The sequence below is a fragment of the Streptococcus sp. LYSM12 genome, assembly GCF_004569635.1.
GTDB lineage: Bacteria > Bacillota > Bacilli > Lactobacillales > Streptococcaceae > Streptococcus.
In genome coordinates this window covers 1-18,803 of the sequence record NZ_SPOZ01000001.1, presented here as the reverse complement: position 1 = coordinate 18,803, position 18,803 = coordinate 1, and the positions used below count along the sequence as shown (strand labels likewise).

Below are 18,803 nucleotides of genomic sequence, written 5' to 3'. Positions count from 1 at the left end.
TTGATAGAATAGAATTAAGGAGGTGACACTATGTTACTAAATGAAAAAATCCGTCTCATTCGAACTCTTCATCAACTATCACAGGAACAACTTGCTGAAAGATTTGCTGTCAGCCGCCAATCTATCTCTAAATGGGAAAATGGTAGCTCTATTCCTGACCTGCACATGCTGGTAAAGATTGCTGATTTTGCAGACATCAGTTTGGACCAACTGGTTCAAGAAGAAATCGATTTACCTATCCAGCAAGATTCAGATTACCTGGCATCAGAAACAAAACCTCAGTTAACTACCAACCTTTCTATCCAATACTATCTTGGTAAAGTCTGTGATGTTTCTCTCAACACCATGTGGTATCAGGTTCTACGGAATATCAAAATCGTTGGTCTTTACCAAAATATGGTTTGCTTTGAAAAACATCAACGCTACGGCTACTTTAACCTCCACCGCTGTGTCGATATTCTCGTAAAAAAGGAGGAAGATTATACAAGCCATAATCAAATTTCCCTCGGAAAATGCAAGGCTTATACTAATATCAATCGATTTTTTGGAGGAAATCACTATCCTTTCAGCCAAGTAAAAGCTGTCCATGAAAACAGTATCGAACTTCAAACAGGTATATTCACTACTACGATTGATTTTGAACATTTGGTCTTTTTGATGATGAAATAACTTCAAGGCTGAAACAAAATCTCGGTTTCATAACCACCTATCGGACGAATACTTTGATGTAGCGCTATCAACTTAGGGGAGTACAATACTCCACTGGAGTATTGTAGCCCGAACCAAAAAACTAAAGAGAGAGGGAATACTCCAGTCGAGTATTGTAGCCCGAACCAGAAAACTAAAGAGAGAGGGAATACTCCAGTCGAGTATTGTAGCCCGAACCAGAAAACTAAAGAGAGAGGGAATACTCCAGTCGAGTATTGTAGCCCGAACCAAAAAACTAAAGAGAGAGGGAGATACTCCAGTGGATTGTAGCCCGAACCAGAACACTGACGGTAGCTAGCTGGCTATTCCCTGCATTTCATTTGATGATGACCCTTGATCGCTTCAACAGGGCATAACCGTCTACTAAGAGAGGCTGTAGATGAGTAACGAATAGAAACTTCGGCTGACCCCTTTTCTCTCCCCTTGAAAAATCCCTTTCATTCTGCTACAATGAAGCAAGTACAAAGGAGGGATTATGAACCAACAAGCATACAATTTAAAACTAGCTGAACGCGGTGCTGTCTTGTCGATTATCGCCTATGTGATTTTATCTGGTGCAAAGCTAGCTGCCGGATCCCTCTTCCACTCGGATGCCCTGACTGCGGATGCTTTTAATAATATTTCTGATATTATCGGCAATATCGCAGTGCTGATTGGGCTAAGAATGGCACGAAAACCTGCGGATACTGATCATAAATTTGGTCACTGGAAAATGGAAGACCTGGCAAGTCTCATTACCTCTTTCATCATGTTTGTCGTTGGTTTTCAGGTTCTCCATAGCACTATCCAAAAACTCCTCAGCAGGGAAAATGTTGAGATTGATATCATGGGTGCGATCATCGGAATCATCTCTGCCCTCGTCATGTTTGCCGTATATCTCTATAATAAACGTTTAGCGAAAAAGGTTCATTCAAAGGCCTTAGAAGCAACAGCCAAGGACAATCTCTCCGATGCCCTAACCTCTATCGGAACCTCTATTGCTGTATTTGCAGCAGCCTTTCAATTTCCAATTATTGATAAAATTGCAGCCATTATCATCACTTTCTTCATCTTAAGAACAGCCTACGAAATTTTCATGGAAAGTTTCTTCACTCTATCAGACGGTTTTGATGAAGAATTACTCCATAAATACAAAACGGATATCCTCAAACTACCTAAGATTAGCGCAGTCAAATCCCAACGTGGTAGGACCTACGGAGCCAATATCTACCTCGATATCGTCCTTGAAATGAATCCTGATTTATCTGTCTATGAAAGTCATGAGGTGACGGAGCAAGTCGAACAACTCTTGATTTTAAAACATGGAGTCTTTGATGTTGATATCCATGTTGAGCCGTCTGAAACTCCCCATGATGAGATGTATGAACATCTCTTTGATAAGCTCTACCGCTTTGAAGCTGAAATTCAGGCACATGAAAAAGGGTACCAAGATCTCATTAAGGACGACTATCTCTTGATTGATGAGAATGGACACTATCTCAACAAGGAGCAGATGTTACAATCTCATCCCATCCAATCTACCTATCTGACCAATTTTCAAATGGTTTCTATCAGCCAAAAATCAAAACTGGTCACCTTTGAAATTGGTGATAAGGTCCACAGCTCTCTCTGGCGTCGCCACGAAGTCTGGCAGGTCGTCTTTCATCAAATAACACAAAAACTGAACTAGCAAACTAGTTCAGTTTTTGTGTCATATACAATCAAAATCAAGTGGTCGGTAAAACGATGCAGAAATGACAGAGCTAGAATAAACATATCACAACAATCAAGACTGCGGAAGCTCGACCTTATCCCACTTTCTATCTTTCTACTGCCGTCGCAATTTCGGCAACAAGGGTTAAATCTGTTAGTCCTGTCACCTTCTCAATCACACTTGTAAGAGATTCCTGGGCAAGCATCTCTTGTAATTCTAGCGATTGAGTATCTGTTTCATCCTTATATTCAAAGATGTAGCGAACTGTTTGAAGCAGGGCATCGTAGGACAAGCCACGCTCCCTCAATTCTCGAATTGGACGAATAAAGCGCTCATCATAGCCAAGTTTGCGGATTGGTGTGCGAGCTACCCGAGTCACAGCGTCTATAATAAATGGATTTTCAAAGCGACTGATGATAATCTTGTGATAGTCTTCAAGCGCTCTTGCTTCAAAGCCCCATTTGGCAACCAAAAGGCTACGGATTTCAGCAAGTACTGCTTCAACTTTCGCCTTGACAGTTGGATTTTCAAGTGCTTCTAAAATAGTTTGAGCTCCGAAATGCGCCCCGATATAAGCTGATGTTGCATGTCCTGAGTTTACCGAGAATAGTTTCCGTTCAATAAAAGGTTTCAAATCTGCTTCATAGTGGACTTTGCCCAGTTTCAAGTCAGGATTTTTCATGGCATGCGTTTCAACGACCCACTCATTGAAAGGTTCCACCACGACAAAAAGTGGATCTTCATGATTTTGAGCAGGAACAATCCGGTCTACCGCAGCATTTGGAAAACCGATATGCTCCTCCGCAAAGGTCAAACCTGCTTCAGACAAGTGTTTCTTCACTTCTTCGTAAAGAAAACTAGAACCACCAATCATATTTTCACAAGCAAGGATATCAAGTGGCTGAAGATTTCCTGCCTCCCGGCGTGCTTCAATGCCCTGTGCTATAAGACCTGCGATAAAGGGAAGAATAGTTGGACCAATCGCTGTAGTTACTAGATTTGCCTCTGCAATAGCTACTACGACTTCCTCAGGATGAATGCGATTATTAATCCCCCGTACACCAGATACAACAATGTGGCGTTGCCCTTCTTCTGCAATCTCGATTTCATAGCTACCGCGTTCGTTGAGAGCGTCAATAATCTGCTCATTGACATCAACAAAGGCAATTTCAAAGCCATTTTCAAATAAAATTTCACCGATAAAACCGCGACCGATATTTCCTGCACCAAAGTGGACTGCTTTTTTCATGTTCACACCTTCTTCTTTACTCAACACTGTTTAAAAGAGCCATTACTTCATCTTTTGAAGCTGCATCTGCTAGTTTGACTACATTATCTACATCTGCACAAAAGATAGAGATTTTTTGAATGATGTCCAGATGTTCATCACCAAGTCCTGCAATTCCAAAGAGGACTGTCGCAATTTTCGGATCGGCTTCCGTCCCAAAATTTACCCCAGCAGGGACTTGGACAATGGTCATTCCTGATGAAAGAACTTCTTTTTTTGCTGCGTCTGTCCCATGTGGAATCGCAATAAAGTTGCCCATGTAGACGGAGAGTTCTTGGTTCCGCTCAATCATCGCCTCAATATAGGCTTCATTGACATGACCTGCCTCCACTAGTTGGCGTCCGCAAAAGCGGATCGCTTCTTCTTTTGTTGCAAATACTTGCCCTAATTGAATCAATTCTTGTTGAAGTTCCATATTAATTCTCCCATTGTTTAATTTTTTCATTGAAGATTGAATTCAGAAGTTGATAAATGATTTCCTGATTTCCTGTACGATAAATTTCTGTATAAAGATTATTTTCGATAATGGACTGGCTGATAGCTGTCATCAGTTCTCTAATTTCTTCCTGCTCACCTAGCTTAGTCAACATGACCAAGACCCGCTGGACATTTTCTGGGTGATTGTTCATCGACAAGGCTGTAACTGGCTGCTGTAGGGAAACGACTTGAAATTGGCTCTGAACCACTTGACTAGACTGGGTATGAATCAATGCCAGATTCGTATTGGGAATAGCAAGAGGACTCAGCTCAAAGCGTGAAAGCAACTTTTTAGCTAGATAGCCAGAATCCTTGATGTAAGGAAGATGCTTAACAATCTGGATGACTGTCTCTTCAAATGTCGCAGGATTCTCTAAATCATAGAGTGAAAAATGTTCCAGTAACTGACTGCTACCTTTCAAATAGGCCTGCAAATCATAGTGCTTGTTAACTACGATATCCTCACGAACCGCCACCGTCCGCTCCTCTTGAATAGACTGCAATCTTTCTTGTAAGTCTAAAATTTCCTTGGTACTGGGAAAGGTTGAAATAACATCAATATCCATCTGCGGAATTGGCTTGGTCGTCAGGCAATAATCATACTGCTCTAAGTTTAACCTTGCAAGCTGGGTCGTGCTTTGCACGTCCATCCATCCCACAAACGGTGCCACACTTTTAATCTTGGATACAAGGACGCTGGTTGTCAAGGGGCGCTCATCTGTCACCAAAAGCATGCGAATAGGATAAATATCCGGACTTCTTCTAAGACTAGAAGCAAAGTGGAGCGTCACCAATTCATATTCATATTCATTGTGAATATAGCTTGGGAAAAGATCCTGCATAACCAGGCTTACAAGACTGTGTAAGAAAGAATTTCTCTGGGTCGCCAGATAGGCTATCTTGGTCGTTGCACTGTCTGGAAAAAGAACGGGTACCGCTAAACTCAAGCGAAGATGATGAAACAATAAGGGAAAGAGCTCCTTATCCTTGACGAACTCAATCTTAGTGAAACGCGAGATACTGTCCACCAATTGGGAAATACTGTAATAAAAGCCACCGTCAAAACTCTCGCTAAACAAGGGTACTTCCTGCCGCTTGATAATAACCTCATCTAGGATTGTCGCAAAATAGATGATCTCTTGTATATTATAAAATCGCTTGGTTTCCTTAGCCAGATCTGTAAAAACTTTTTGAGCAAAATCAAGGGCTGCTTTCGATACATTAACCTGCTGGTCTAACTCTCCCTGATTATCTGCTAGCCCCAGTAAAATCATCAGAAACTCCTTGAGTTTCGGGTCTATATCACCTAGTAAACTTTGATAACGTTCAAATACCTGACGAGCCTGTCTGGTCCTGTACACCTGCAAAGCTGGAAAATCAGCATAGTTGTCCGTCCAAAAATCTTGAATTGAAATGGTATTGGCCAGTAAAATAGCTAAGAAGCGCCGCTTCTGACTGGTTTTACTCTCCACTCGATACCCACGTTGACGGACCAATTCCAAGCCAAATACTCTGAGACAGCGTTCAATTTCTGCAATATCTTGAATAACAGTAACGTTTGATACCAAAAAGCGCTCTTGAAATTGCTCATTGGTCACCACTTCCTGACTGGTCAACAGTTGATAGGTCATCAAGGTCTGACGTTGACTCGGAGTATAGGTGGTATCTGCCTGATAATCACTCAAGGCAGAAAGATTTCCCGATAAGTAGTATTTCTTTCCGTCCTTAATCAAATGAATCTTTTCTGTGGACAAACTCTCTGTCAAATCCGACAAGGTTCGGTAGACTGTCCGTGAAGAGACCTGTAAGATATCCACCATTTCCTTTAAGGAAAGCTTTCCCACCTGAAGGAAAGCTTTCATCAATTGTTCTTCTCGTTTGGTTAGTAACATACTTTTATTATACTACAGTCGCTCTAAATTGTCTGTTCGAATAAGACCTGCTTATTTGTGAATTGTCGCCACCAATTTGTCATATTCAGGCGTTGTTACAAGACTATCAACAGCCATAATTGTTGCTTTTGGAACTACCCCCTGCACCGTCGCTTGCTGGGTAAGAGTAGTCACAATCAAACTGGTTTCTGCATTGTATCTTGACAAGTCTGTATATGGTACACTGATAACTGGAATCTTAATTCCCTTGTTTTTAAAGATGGCACTCAGCGTTGCTTGCCCCATTGTCGCTGATCCTTGAGCCTCACCATAGGCAAAAATCACTCTATCAACACCATTCAAATCTGGTGTTCCCTCTCCACCTCTAGCTTCTACTTGAGTTGGAGCTACTGTAGCTGTTTGCTGGGTCAACTGGGCAATAATGTCATCATATTTTGGTGAAGTCAAGAAATTATCCACTGCTATGTGAATGGCACGAGGTGTACGTTGTGCAGCACGAACGGCCAATTCTTCTTGCGTGATGATAAGCGTGTGGTCTGTGTCTTGAAGATTTGCAATGGCCTTGTTTGTCACAGGGATATTCAATCCTGCTTTCTTTACCTTATCGCGGAGGAGGGATGCGCCCATAGCAGAGCTTCCCATACCTGCATCACAGGCAAAAATGATTTGGTGCACAGTATCTACTGTCATATCCTCTGAAAGTGCAACCTGTGCTTGCCCCTTTGCAACAGCTTTTGCAGCTTTAGTGGCTGCTTGTGCTGATTCAAGAGAAGCACTTTCTGATTTGTCAGCTTTCAAGACAAGGGAAGCAACAAGGAAAGAGGCCAGAGCTCCCGCAAACACACCGCCCCACACCGCTAAAAGATTTGCGAAATAATTTCCTTCTTTTGGTACAAGACCAGTAATAGCAATGATTGATCCTGGTGAAGATGCTCCTACAAGACCTGCATTCAATAATTGGAAAGTAAAGGTTCCAGATACACCACCTGCGATAGCTGCTAGAAAGAGGGCGGGCTTCATCATTACATACGGGAAGTAGATTTCATGAATTCCTCCGAAGAAGTGAATAATCATTGCTCCCCATGAAGAAGATTTGGCAGAACCTTTGCCAAATAAAGCATAGGCAAATAGGATCCCCAAGCCAGGCCCTGGGTTTGCTTCCAAAAGAAAGAGGACAGATTTTCCGACTTTTAATACCTGCTCTGTCCCAAGCGGTGTAAAGATACCATGGTTAAGAGCATTGTTCAAGAACAAGACTTTTGCTGGCTCGATGATAATATTGGCTAATGGCAAGAGCCTCATATCCACAATCGCTTGTACTCCACCTCCGATAGCACTTGTCATGTTGGATACGAATGGACCGACTACTTTAAAGCTGACAAGCATCAAAGCAAATCCAATCAATCCCGCTGAGAAGTTATTGACCAACATTTCAAAACCAGGACGGATCTTTTCTTGAAAAGCCTGGTCAAATTTTTTGATTACCCAAGCTCCAAATGGGCCGACAAGCATGGCACCGATGAACATTGGCACTTCTGAACCAGCAATAACCCCCATGGTCAAGATAGCCCCGACTACACCACCGCGTTGACCGTAGACATTATAACCACCTGTATAGCCTATTAACAGTGGCAATAAATAAGTAATCATTGGCACTACAATCGTAGCAAACTCATCGTTCGGAAGCCAGCCCTTTTCAATAAAGAGCGAGGTCAAGACCCCCCATGCAATAAACGATCCAATATTGGGCATGACCATATTTGATAAAGTCGTGCCTAGCTTTTGAATCCGAACTCTCAATGAAGAATTTTCCATATTTATCCTCCTAATACTCAATAAAACACAACAGTTGACGAAGAATCATTTGGGTTTTATTGAGTATAAATTTTTCTAATTTTATTATACAAGCTCTTTTTGCAGAAAAAAACTCAAATCTTGGCACAAAAATTTTGACAAAATGAGAGAATAGAAAAAAGACGAGAAATATCCCCGCCTTTTATCCATTATTTATTCTTCACTGCATCTGTAGCGACATCTTCTCCAAACCATTTATTGGAAATCTTTTGGAAGCTACCGTCCGCATATAATTCTTTGAAAGCTGTATTGATTTTCTCCACCAAGGTCGTGTCTGCCTTGCGGGCACCAACTGCAAAAGCCTCCTGTTCAAATCCTGCATCGATGATGTTATAATCGCTCATCAATCCCTCTTGTTGCAAATAATAATTTGCATAGACACGATCAATCAAGAGACCATCAATTCGATCATTTTTTAAATCAATCAAAGCTTCGTTAAAGGTTGCATATTGGGTCGCTTCATTATTTTTGACAATATCTTTTAAAATAGCCGGCTGTGCTTCAAAATTGGTATAGCCAGATGAACCAGCTTGGGCGCCTAGCACCTTATCTTTCATACCATTACTATCTACAATATTAGAAGATTTTTTAGTCACCAAGACCTGGAGATTGGCCATATAATCATCTGTAAATAAGACTTTTTCACGGCGCGCGTCTGTCGCTGAATAACCATTCCAAATCAAATCAATATTGCCATTGTTTAATTCGGTTTCTTTCAAATCCCAGTCAATCGGTTGCCACTCAATGACTAGACCGTATTTATCAAAGACTGTTGTTGCTAAATCAATATCAAAACCTGCATATTGACCATTTTTTTCTTCAAACCCCATTGGCACAAATGTTTTATCAAAGCCAATCGTGATTTTTTTACTCTCTTCATAACTAGACCAGTTATCTTTTTTGACTGGAGAGCTGCTAGAGCCACATGCTGCAAGGGCAAGGCTTGCCACTATAGCTACTGCACCGCTTATCATTGCTTTCATTTTCATATTCTAGTCCCCTTTTTTACTGATGTTCACTTTAGTTTTTAGGTGTTATCTTGATAATCTCATCAGCGATATTTTCAGCAAACTGCATGTCATGGGTGACAACGATTTGTGTAATACCAGTTCTACGATTTTCAAGAATGAGATTCTCTACCTCTTTTCGTAACTCAGGGTCAAGAGCTGAAGTTGGTTCATCATAACCAATCATCTCAGGATCAATCATCATCGCACGCGCCAAAGCAACACGCTGCTTTTGCCCACCTGATAAGGAATAGGGATAAGCATCTGCATGATTAACAAGACCAAGAGTTTCAAGCAGTTGACGGGCTTTGCTTTCAGCCGCTACACGAGAAATATTCTGCGTTTTAATGGGCGACAAGATAAGATTTTCCAATACTGATAAATGTGGAAACAGCTGAAAATCTTGGAAAACAAAGCCCAATAAATGTCGTTTCCCTAACTCCTCTAATGGCAGTTCTTCTCCATTGTAAATCAACTGACCAGAGTCAATCGTCTCAAGTCCTGCCAACATCCGTAGCAAGGTCGTTTTCCCGCCGCCAGATTGGCCAACAATGGCAAGAATTTTTCCTTCTGGAATCACGAGGTCATAGTTGGAAAAGATCTGCTTATTCTCAAAACATTTGGAAAGATTGCGTACTTCTAACATAAGACCTCCTATTTATAATAATCAAATTTTTTCTCAATCTTATTGGCAAAGAGGGTCACAAGACCAATCATCACCAAATATAAGGCACCTGCAATGAACATAGGTGTTAGGCTGACATCACGATTGGCAGCTGTCCGACTAGCAAGCAACAAATCATTTACCCCAAGAGCATAGATCAAAGAAGTGTCCTTGACCAAGGTGGTCACTTCATTGAAAACACTTGGTAAAACAATTTTGACTACCTGAGGCAAGACGATATAGCGAACGGTCTGTATCGGCGTGAATTTCAAGACTTTTGCTGCCTCATACTGACCAGCAGGAATTGCTTCGATTCCTCCACGAAAGATTTCTGAAAAATAAGCCGCGTAGTTCAAGGTGAAAGTGATTATTACCGCAGGCATCCGATCAACAGTAACACCGATACTTGGCAAAACATAATATACAAAAATTAGCTGAAGCAACAAGGGAGTTCCCCGCATGATGAGTACGTAAAATTTCAAAAACCAAAGCAAGGGCTTAAATGGAATTTTCATCAAAAAGGCAACAAGTGCTCCTAATGGAAGAGATAAGAGCAAGACCATCACAAAGACTTGCAAAGATACCATAGCTCCATTAAATAAGCTCGGTAAAATCTCAAACATATATCCCATAAACTCCTCCAAATTTGTAATTAAACTCTAGTATAACAGAAATTTCTGAAAATTAAAAGACCTTTTCCTGCATTTTTCTAAGGTGAAATGGTATGTTATTCTACATTCAAGTAGACAAAACTCCACTGCTAAACGTAAATCCCTCCATAGAATGGGAAAGGGGACATTTCTACACTAGCTACCGTTTACTGCAATCTAGCTGTTCCATCAACTATTTATTTTGCTCCTGTAAGATTTTAGAGTAGCCGTATATCCTTTTCTATTTTCTCGTATCAGCAAAACTTAAAAACTAACCAATCGAGATAAGAATGGGTCACAAGAACTTCTATTGAAGCATCGTATCCACTCTTTCGTTTTCAAAGATGATCGTTCCAAATAGCCCAGATTTTTTCAAAAGGGGACCAAGGTAAAACTGGTAAAATGAAATTAGTTTGTATCGTCTCTCGCCTACTTTATTTTCCGGCCTTACATCATTACGTAAAAAATCCTCGTAGTTTTACTACGAGGAACGGTGATATAGTCTTTTCATTTGCTTTTATAGCCGTTTCGTTTATTTTTAGTACTAGGCAACGAGTCGCAGCTAGTACTGGAGTACAGAAAAACGAGTGAACGAAGTCATAAAAGATAAACGAAATGACTATAGTATTGGGTAACAAGCTGCAGGTTGTACTAGAGTACAGCAAGACGAGTGAACGAAGTCATAGAAGATAAACGAAATGACTGTCAATAGCAACAGCTAGTCTTACTCGACTGTAACAGCCTTAGCCAAATTGCGTGGTTTATCAACATCCAGCCCACGTTGAAGAGATGCATAGTAGGCAATCAGCTGAGTTGGAATGACCATTGAAATGCTAGAGAGGAAAGGATGAACCTTGTTGACCACAATATCATCATCTTCACGCTCCAGACCTTCTTCAACAATAGTTAAGCTATAAGCACCTCGAGAAACTACTTCTGCGATATTTCCGCGTGTATGCGCAGCAACTTTCTCGCTCGCTGAAATCAAAGCAATCACTGGTGTGCCATCTTCAATCAGAGAAATCGTTCCATGCTTTAACTCACCAGCTGCAAACCCCTCACATTGGATATAAGAAATTTCTTTTAATTTAAGCGCAGCTTCAATCGTTACATAATAGTCATTTCCACGACCAATATAAAAGGCATTACGAGTTGTTGCAAGCAATTTCTCCACTTTTTCTGCAATCATATCTTTCTCAGACAGGGTCGCTTCAATCGATTGTGCAACCATTGATAATTCATGTACCAAATCAAACTCGTGCGCTTCTTGCTTACCATTTGCTTCTCCGACTGCCTTTGCTAGGAAAGCAAGAGCCGCAATTTGTGCTGTATAGGCCTTGGTAGAGGCAACCGCAATTTCAGGACCTGCATGAAGTAGCATGGTATAAGTCGCTTCACGTGAGAGGGTAGAACCTGGCACATTGGTAATGGTCAAACTTGGAATCCCCATTTCATTCGCTTTCACCAATACTTGACGGCTATCTGCTGTTTCTCCAGACTGGGTCAACAAGATGAAAAGTGGTTTCTTGCTCAAGAGTGGCATATGGTAACCCCACTCAGAAGCTACACCTAATTCAACTGGCGTATCTGTCAATGCTTCAAGCATGTTCTTAGATGCATAACCTGCATTGTAAGAGGTCCCTGCTGCAAGAATGTAAAGACGATCTGCTTCCTGAACAGCTTTGACAATAGCAGGGTCAACCATCATCTGACCACCTACATCAGAGTACGCATTGATCAACTTACGCATCACGGTTGGCTGCTCATCAATTTCTTTTAACATATAAAAAGGATAAGTCCCTTTACCAATGTCTGACAAGTCCAATTCTGCTATATAGCTGCCACGTTCGATTGGACTACCGTCATAGTCCATGATTTCCACTCTTTCCTTTGTCACGATGACCAATTCCTTATCGTGAATTTCCATATATTCATTAGTTTCACGAATCATCGCCATGGCATCTGAGCAGACCATATTGTAACCAGCTCCCAGACCGATAAGAAGCGGTGATTTATTCTTGGCTACATAAATCATATCTGGTTTTGTAGCATCAATCAAAGCAAAGGCATAGGAGCCTTGGATAATCTGAAGAGCTTTCTTGAAAGCCTCAAGTACAGACAAGCCATCTTCTTCGACAAATTTACCAATTAAATGAACTGCAATCTCTGTATCTGTCTGCCCCTTAAAATCGTGACCTGCCAAATAGGTATTTTTCATTTCAAGATAGTTCTCAATCACTCCGTTATGAACAAGGACGAAACGTCCTGTTTGTGACGTATGAGGATGAGCATTATCTTCAGTCGGTTTCCCGTGGGTTGCCCAGCGGGTATGCCCGATTCCTATGTTCCCCTCCACAGAATCTCCGACCTTAGCCGATAAATCGGCAATACGACCAACAGATTTGACTAAATGTCCTGTTTCGCCACCGGTGACAAAAATTCCCGCTGAATCATACCCACGGTATTCTAATTTTTCAAGTCCCTGAATTAAAATATCAGTTGCGTTTGTATTTCCAACAACACCAACGATTCCACACATATTGTTTTCCGTCCATTTCTAAATAAAGGATTTTATAAATTGGTATAGTCATCTATTTTTTAAATAAAACCAATAAAAATAGTATATATAAAAGATTTTAGTTTGTCAAACTTAAAATTGGTCTAGTCTAATTGGTACAAAAAAACTAACCCTACTTCTGGGTTAGTCCGATATCAATAAAGCCAAATTCCCCTATGGGACTGACACGGAAAGTCAAACGACCGATAACCTGTTTAGAAGAAATTAAACCAAGTGTACGACTATCTTCACGGTTGGTCCGTATGTCATTTAGAATCCAGTAATTTTTTTTCTCAAGACGAGGGACAATGATATCTTCTGTATAATAGTCTTGATGACTTGCTGACTTACTGAGGTAGGTCTCCTCAACAATTTCATTATTGCGATACAAGACATCATCCATATAGGTCACACTATCTCCCTCCTTAGCAATGAGGCGACCGACATGTTCTGTCCCGTCTACTTGATACAAGACAAAATCACCATATTCGAGTTCTCTGCCTTTCACTGCAATGATAATATCATTTTCTTTGAGGTAGTGATTTGCCATTTGCTTCGTTATGGTGACTGGTTCAAAGACCCAAATGCGCAATGCAATCATTCCTAATGCCAACAAACTAACTACAATCACTCGATGAATCAATTCTCTTTTTGCCATAATCCTCCCCATTCCTTTACTACTAGTATAGCATATTTTCTCAAGATTTACCGAAGACTTTCTCCCATGATTTTTGCGTAAACCATCTCTGCTACAAGCTGATTTCCAAACGGAGTCAAATGTAGACCGTCACTATAACACTCTAAACGTCCCTCTGTTAGCGAATAAAGGTTAATCCATTCTAATCCCCTATCCTCAGCAATTCTAGGGATGATTTCCTGAAGTTCTGTACGAACAATGTCATTGTTGAGCCCAAAACGACTGGTCGGCACATAAGGAGGTACTAAGAGATAGACATCTGGTTGACTAGACATTTGCAGATAACGATCAACTAGTTCACCATATTCCTTGATAAACCGTTCTTTATTCCAGTACGGAGCGCGACTATCATTCGTTCCAATCATGATGATGACAATATCTGCCTCACTCTCGAGCGACAACTGAGCATTTCTTTCCTGTAAATAGGGATAATCTGAGGTAGATTGCAAAGAACGACCACTCAGACCAAAATTAAATACTTGATAATGATGACCTAACTTTGTAGCCAAAATGCTAGGATAAGCATCCCGTTCTCGATTTTCTAAGCCATAACCATAGGTCAAACTATCACCAACAGTCGCAACTCTCACAGCTCCACTCCCAATTATCATGACTTCTGGGTACATTACATCTGACATAGCTTCTCCTTTTTTCTATTCTAACATTTTCAAAAAAATAAAGAAACCCTCTTGTCTTTATGCTATACTAGAGATATGAAGCAAAAGAAGATTATAATTATTGGCGGAGGAATTGTCGGCTCTACTGCTGCTTTTTACCTCTCTCAGACCCCAAACATGCAAATCACGCTCATCGATGACGGGACAGGAAATGCGACAAGAGCTGCTGCTGGTATCATCTGTCCTTGGCTCTCCCAGCGTCGCAACCAGACCTGGTATCACTTGGTTGATAAAGGAGCAGCTTTTTATCTAGACCTGATGCAAGATTTACAGAAAGCAGGTATTACACACCTCCCTTACAAACAAACTGGAACCTTGGTATTTAAAAAGAAAGATTCCCTACTAAACCAATTAGCAACTCTTGCTCAAGAAAGACAGAAGCACTCTCCAATGATTGCTCAGATTGACATATTAAAAGGACAAGAATTAAGCACACAAATTCCCCCTCTTGTAACAGACCAAGGTGCTGTTCTCACGCATGGCGGCGGACGGGTTGACGGTGGACAACTGCTGGATCAACTGCTGGGGCTATTTCAACAGCAAGGAGGACACTTCATCCAAGGAAAGGCCCAGCTCTTACCTGATAATCAGGTACAGATAGACGAGATTATATATGACTATGACGAGCTTATCTTGGCAGCAGGTGCTTGGTTGCCAGACCTCCTCACTCCCTTAGGCTACAAGGTCGATATAAGGCCACAAAAGGGACAATTACTGTCCATTGATACACACTTTACAACCGACAACTGGCCTGGCTGTATGCTCCATGGGGAAATCGACATCCTGGCATTTGAACAAGGAAAGTTAGTCATCGGAGCGACCCATGAAAATGATCAGGGGTATAATTTGTCATTGGATAGGGAAAAAATCCAGCAGATGAAAGAGGTGGCGTCTGCTGTTATTCCTGACTTACAACAATACGAAATCAGCCATACGCGCGTTGGTACCAGAGCCTATACCTCTGATTTTCTGCCTTTCTACGGACGCCTGTCTGAACATCCCGCTATTTTAGTAGCCAGTGGTCTAGGCTCCTCCGGCCTCACCTGCGGGCCTTTTATCGGCTGGCAATTGGCACAATCTATCCTTAAACAACCCCATGAATTTGATGCCAATCCTTATTCACCCGATCCTTACATCAAGATACAAGGGCGGTTAAAAAGCGAATGAAAAATAGGCGGCCGAACAGAAACGGAACGCTTCGTAGTGAGACCCCGACGAGGATAGCTAGGCTCATCACAAATGAAATGCAGGGAGGAGCCAGATAGCTACCGTCAAGCGGCCGAACAGAAGCGGAACGCTTCGTAGTGAGACCCCGACGAGGATAGCTAGGCTAGTCCCAAACGAAAGTGTAGGGAATTGCCAGATAGCTACCGCTAAGAAATACATTTATTTTTTGTGATTACAGTCTTTTTTAGACTGTTTTTTCTTTTGTATACAGCTCTTAGCCCGAGTTCAATTACACCAAGATACGAGGACGTAAAGAAAAAAGTAAAAATTGACGAAGTGTTCAAGTATATCAAAACACAAAAGCCTTCAAACATTCATACGATAAAGTGTTAGGGAGCAAGAAAGAACTCGGCAGATAGAAAAAAGAGTTCGCTTCAACATCCCACCTCTGCGCTGAGATGTTGAAGCGAACTCTAAGAAGTGGAGATAATCTTTTTAATCAGCTCCTATTCTATATTATGCCAAAGACCGAACTCATTGGTCTACAATTACCATAGATTTAATGACCTTACGATCTGCCATGTCTTGGTAGGCTTGATTGATATCTTCCAAAGAATAGGTCTGCGTAAAGACACGTCCTGGATTGATATCCCCGTCAAGCACAGCTTTTAGTAAGACTTGCTTGTTATAAGTAGTGACTGAAGCTGGACCACCTGCAACTGAGATATTTTGGGCAAAAGTTGAACCAAGTGGACGACTGTCATAATGCGGTACACCAACAAATCCGACACGTCCGCCATTGTGAAGCACACCGAGTGCTTGTTCGATTGCAGCCTCAGTTCCTACACATTCAAGTGCAACATCTGCCCCGCCACCTAATAGTTCACGTATTTTTACGATTCCCTCTTCGCCACGTTCTGCTACGACAGCCGTTGCACCTGATTCTAATGCCAAAGCTTGACGGTCGCCATGACGGCTCATCAAGACAATCTGTGAAGCACCCATCATTTTAGCAGCAATAACCGCACATTGCCCAACTGCTCCATCTCCAATCACAACTACCTTGTCCCCAGGCTGAACATGCGCTACTTTTGCTGCATGATAGCCCGTTGGCATGACATCAGCCAAGGTCAAGAGGGACTTGAGCATGCTTTCTGAATAGTCAGAGGGTTGTCCTGGTACTTTCACCAAGGCCCAATTTCCATAGTGAAAACGGAGGTACTCTGACTGGAACCCTCCGCCCCAGTTCGTCGGGGCTGGATGATTATCACAGGTGCCATCAAACCCTGCACGGCAGGCATCACAATGGCCGCAGCCATGCGTAAAGGGAACAATGACAAAATCACCTGGCTTAACTGTAGTAATCTCACTACCTACTTCTTCGACAATTCCCAAAGCCTCATGTCCTGAATTAATCGAATGTGGTTCGCGATCATCTCCATGTGAATAAGACCATAGATCTGATCCACAGACACAAGCTCGCACAATCTTGATAATCACATCATCTTTTTCTCGAATCTGAGGCTTGTCTATCTCACCGATAATCATCGAACCAGCCTTTTCAAAAATTGCTGTTTTCATCCCTTTTCCTCACTTTCTTTATTAAGGTGCTTCTAGTATAGCACTTGAAGTGAACTCTAAGTCAAGATTATTTTGAAATTTCTATAGCGACTCGTTTCTTCCTCTCAACAATAGGTAAGCAAGCAGGCAGGCAAGCACCATTAAACAGCTACTAATGTAAAAAGGAGTGATAAAGGTTTCAATCTGGAATTTTTCCAACAATTTAGTGAGGAATATAGGCGTTAAAACAACTCCAATATTGCCTCCTGTAATAGCAAGACTAGTTACAAAATGGACTTGTTCTTTCGAAAATTGCTTGGAAATATAGTAAAAATTAAAGGACATGATACCAACAAAACTCATTCCAACCAATATGCTTGCAATGATAAAGAGAGGAAGATGAAACGGTAGGGTAAAGAGGAAATTACCAATCCCCATTGCAATGAGAACTGCAAAAAGAGTCGTATCTCCCAATTTCTTTAAAATCGGTCCAAAACAACAGCCCGTAATAATCCCACTAAAGGCTAAAATAGTGAGCAGCTGACTAGACAAGGTGGTCGAAAAACCATATTGAGTCACGAGTAAACTCGGAATTTTAATGGTCGCCCCAATATAACTGATGCCAACTAGGAAAGTTAGAGCCGTAACCAATCCTACTTGATAATTCCATGTCATAGCATCTTTTACCGGTACCTGAGCCTGGCTAGATTCAGGAATATTCAGATAAAAGAGAATAAAGGCTGGAAAGGCAAGCAAATAGACTAAAAAGGTATAATTGACACCTATCAGCAAAGCATAACCAGCAATAAGAGTCGTCAAGGCTTTCCCGATATTTAAGAAAGCAGTTCGCAAACCAATCATCTGAGCTCGCATCTCTCCCTCGTAAAAGTCACTAATCAGACTAATCGAAAGCGAATTATAAAGTCCAATCCCTACTCCCAACATCAAGCGGCAGATAAAGATAAGAGGGAAAGACGTTAAAAAGGTTGGTAAAACACCGAACACACCAATCAAGCCTAAGCCGAGTAAGACTGTCCGCTTGGTTCCAATCCAGGAAACAACTAGATTACTGAGCAAGACAGTAATTGTAATCATCATGGCTGGGACTGTTACCAAACTCTCCACAGAAGCAAGTCCGAGGCTGGCGTTCTTAGTATGATAATAATCATAGAGCTTTGGAATGGCTGGTGCAATCGCCAAATGAGACATTAGAAAGATGGAAATCACCAAGAGCGAAAATCGCATCATTGCTTTATTTTTCATGTTTTCTCCTTTCATCTTACACTATAAAACAAAACATGTAACATTATACACCTAAATGGATTGAGATACAAGTTTCTACTTGATATAGTCTTTTAATTTTCTTTTCATACTAGGCAACAAGCTGCAGGCTGTACTAGAGTACGACAAAGCGAGTGAACGAAGTGATAAAAGATAAACGAAATGACTATATCAGAAAGCTGTAGCCCATGTTCAAGTATAAGCTAATGTTTGAAAAACTCTTCCCAGATTGAAAGATAGACCAAACTGTGCATATTTTTTCAATGGAAAAGCCTCAGTGGTATGAACGGCTCCCTGTCAAGTAGACAGTCAAATAATAAAAGATATTAAGCAACCTGATTCCTGAATTCTATAGGAGTCAGGTTATTTAATTTGGTCTGATAGCGTCGTGTATTGTAAAACTCAATATAGTGTTCGATGTCTGTGACGAGCTCATCATAGGTCTTATATTTCTTCAGGTGATAAGCTTCTGTCTTGAAATGCCCAAAGAAACTTTCGATTGGAGCGTTATCAATACATTTACCAACCCGAGACATGGATAAGGTTAATCCAGCTTGTCGTGCAAAGTATCGATACGCTTTAGAAGTATACTGGCTCCCACGATCGCTGTGAACCAGTGGTGTCGCACCTG

Annotated in this window: 16 protein-coding genes; 3 read left to right on the top strand and 13 right to left on the bottom strand. The window is 41.3% G+C overall.

The window, feature by feature from the left end; all coding sequences use genetic code 11:
• Positions 1-30: 30 nt before the first annotated feature.
• Positions 31-669, top strand: a complete 639-nt coding sequence (locus tag E4T79_RS00080) for a helix-turn-helix transcriptional regulator (protein ID WP_135026703.1) — start codon at positions 31-33, stop codon at positions 667-669.
• Between the two features lie 514 nt (positions 670-1,183).
• Positions 1,184-2,377, top strand: coding sequence for a cation diffusion facilitator family transporter (locus E4T79_RS00075; RefSeq protein WP_135026702.1), 1,194 nt, complete (start codon positions 1,184-1,186; stop codon positions 2,375-2,377).
• A gap of 130 nt (positions 2,378-2,507) precedes the next feature.
• Here E4T79_RS00075 and E4T79_RS00070 read toward each other — a convergent pair whose 3' ends face one another.
• The 10 genes from E4T79_RS00070 to E4T79_RS00025 all read right to left on the bottom strand — a co-directional run bounded on the left by E4T79_RS00070 (position 2,508) and on the right by E4T79_RS00025 (position 14,125).
• Positions 2,508-3,650: a mannitol-1-phosphate 5-dehydrogenase gene (locus tag E4T79_RS00070; RefSeq protein ID WP_135026701.1), complete on the bottom strand. Its 1,143-nt coding sequence runs from the start codon at positions 3,648-3,650 to the stop codon at positions 2,508-2,510.
• Positions 3,651-3,666: 16 nt separating this feature from the next.
• Positions 3,667-4,104: a PTS sugar transporter subunit IIA gene (locus E4T79_RS00065; RefSeq protein WP_135026700.1), complete on the bottom strand. Its 438-nt coding sequence runs from the start codon at positions 4,102-4,104 to the stop codon at positions 3,667-3,669.
• Position 4,105: 1 nt separating this feature from the next.
• The gene (locus tag E4T79_RS00060; protein WP_135026699.1) at positions 4,106-6,058 is read right to left on the bottom strand and encodes an HTH domain-containing protein; all 1,953 of its coding nucleotides are present in this window, start codon (positions 6,056-6,058) and stop codon (positions 4,106-4,108) included.
• A 51-nt stretch (positions 6,059-6,109) separates the two neighbouring features.
• A complete protein-coding gene (locus E4T79_RS00055; RefSeq protein ID WP_135026698.1) occupies positions 6,110-7,873 on the bottom strand; it encodes a PTS mannitol transporter subunit IICBA in 1,764 nt (587 codons plus the stop codon).
• Positions 7,874-8,061: 188 nt separating this feature from the next.
• The gene (locus E4T79_RS00050) at positions 8,062-8,901 is read right to left on the bottom strand and encodes an amino acid ABC transporter substrate-binding protein (protein WP_135026697.1); all 840 of its coding nucleotides are present in this window, start codon (positions 8,899-8,901) and stop codon (positions 8,062-8,064) included.
• Between the two features lie 31 nt (positions 8,902-8,932).
• Positions 8,933-9,565, bottom strand: coding sequence for an amino acid ABC transporter ATP-binding protein (locus E4T79_RS00045; protein ID WP_135026696.1), 633 nt, complete (start codon positions 9,563-9,565; stop codon positions 8,933-8,935).
• 8 nt (positions 9,566-9,573) lie between these two features.
• Positions 9,574-10,215, bottom strand: coding sequence for an amino acid ABC transporter permease (locus E4T79_RS00040; RefSeq protein ID WP_135026695.1), 642 nt, complete (start codon positions 10,213-10,215; stop codon positions 9,574-9,576).
• 742 nt (positions 10,216-10,957) lie between these two features.
• Positions 10,958-12,772 carry a glutamine--fructose-6-phosphate transaminase (isomerizing) gene (gene glmS / locus E4T79_RS00035; protein WP_135026694.1) on the bottom strand — a complete coding sequence of 605 codons (1,815 nt, stop codon included), beginning with the start codon at positions 12,770-12,772 and terminating at the stop codon, positions 10,958-10,960.
• A 151-nt stretch (positions 12,773-12,923) separates the two neighbouring features.
• Entirely contained in the window at positions 12,924-13,448 is a 525-nt protein-coding gene (lepB, locus tag E4T79_RS00030; protein WP_135026693.1) for a signal peptidase I, read from the bottom strand.
• A gap of 47 nt (positions 13,449-13,495) precedes the next feature.
• Positions 13,496-14,125: a GDSL-type esterase/lipase family protein gene (locus E4T79_RS00025; protein ID WP_135026692.1), complete on the bottom strand. Its 630-nt coding sequence runs from the start codon at positions 14,123-14,125 to the stop codon at positions 13,496-13,498.
• A gap of 75 nt (positions 14,126-14,200) precedes the next feature.
• Between E4T79_RS00025 and E4T79_RS00020 the strand changes: the two genes are divergently transcribed.
• On the top strand, positions 14,201-15,331 hold the full coding sequence (locus E4T79_RS00020) for an FAD-binding oxidoreductase (RefSeq protein ID WP_135026691.1): 1,131 nt from the start codon (positions 14,201-14,203) through the stop codon (positions 15,329-15,331).
• A 534-nt stretch (positions 15,332-15,865) separates the two neighbouring features.
• On the opposite strand, the gene E4T79_RS00015 is transcribed toward E4T79_RS00020, so the two are convergent.
• From E4T79_RS00015 to E4T79_RS00005, 3 genes are all read right to left on the bottom strand, one after another.
• Entirely contained in the window at positions 15,866-16,912 is a 1,047-nt protein-coding gene (locus E4T79_RS00015; protein ID WP_135026690.1) for an alcohol dehydrogenase catalytic domain-containing protein, read from the bottom strand.
• Between the two features lie 81 nt (positions 16,913-16,993).
• Positions 16,994-18,154, bottom strand: coding sequence for an MFS transporter (locus E4T79_RS00010; RefSeq protein ID WP_135026689.1), 1,161 nt, complete (start codon positions 18,152-18,154; stop codon positions 16,994-16,996).
• A 344-nt stretch (positions 18,155-18,498) separates the two neighbouring features.
• Positions 18,499-18,803: IS3 family transposase (locus E4T79_RS00005; protein ID WP_167752581.1), on the bottom strand; the 305-nt coding region annotated here is incomplete at its 5' end.

Coding starts and splice junctions, on each gene's coding strand:
- E4T79_RS00040 (WP_135026695.1), bottom strand. CDS start 10,215: ATGGGATATATGTTTGAGATTTTACCGAGCTTATTTAATGGAGCTATG.
- E4T79_RS00060 (WP_135026699.1), bottom strand. CDS start 6,058: ATGTTACTAACCAAACGAGAAGAACAATTGATGAAAGCTTTCCTTCAG.
- E4T79_RS00020 (WP_135026691.1), top strand. CDS start 14,201: ATGAAGCAAAAGAAGATTATAATTATTGGCGGAGGAATTGTCGGCTCT.
- E4T79_RS00050 (WP_135026697.1), bottom strand. CDS start 8,901: ATGAAAATGAAAGCAATGATAAGCGGTGCAGTAGCTATAGTGGCAAGC.
- E4T79_RS00010 (WP_135026689.1), bottom strand. CDS start 18,154: ATGAAAAATAAAGCAATGATGCGATTTTCGCTCTTGGTGATTTCCATC.
- E4T79_RS00015 (WP_135026690.1), bottom strand. CDS start 16,912: ATGAAAACAGCAATTTTTGAAAAGGCTGGTTCGATGATTATCGGTGAG.
- lepB (WP_135026693.1), bottom strand. CDS start 13,448: ATGGCAAAAAGAGAATTGATTCATCGAGTGATTGTAGTTAGTTTGTTG.
- E4T79_RS00080 (WP_135026703.1), top strand. CDS start 31: ATGTTACTAAATGAAAAAATCCGTCTCATTCGAACTCTTCATCAACTA.
- E4T79_RS00070 (WP_135026701.1), bottom strand. CDS start 3,650: ATGAAAAAAGCAGTCCACTTTGGTGCAGGAAATATCGGTCGCGGTTTT.
- E4T79_RS00055 (WP_135026698.1), bottom strand. CDS start 7,873: ATGGAAAATTCTTCATTGAGAGTTCGGATTCAAAAGCTAGGCACGACT.
- glmS (WP_135026694.1), bottom strand. CDS start 12,772: ATGTGTGGAATCGTTGGTGTTGTTGGAAATACAAACGCAACTGATATT.
- E4T79_RS00065 (WP_135026700.1), bottom strand. CDS start 4,104: ATGGAACTTCAACAAGAATTGATTCAATTAGGGCAAGTATTTGCAACA.
- E4T79_RS00045 (WP_135026696.1), bottom strand. CDS start 9,565: ATGTTAGAAGTACGCAATCTTTCCAAATGTTTTGAGAATAAGCAGATC.
- E4T79_RS00025 (WP_135026692.1), bottom strand. CDS start 14,125: ATGTCAGATGTAATGTACCCAGAAGTCATGATAATTGGGAGTGGAGCT.
- E4T79_RS00075 (WP_135026702.1), top strand. CDS start 1,184: ATGAACCAACAAGCATACAATTTAAAACTAGCTGAACGCGGTGCTGTC.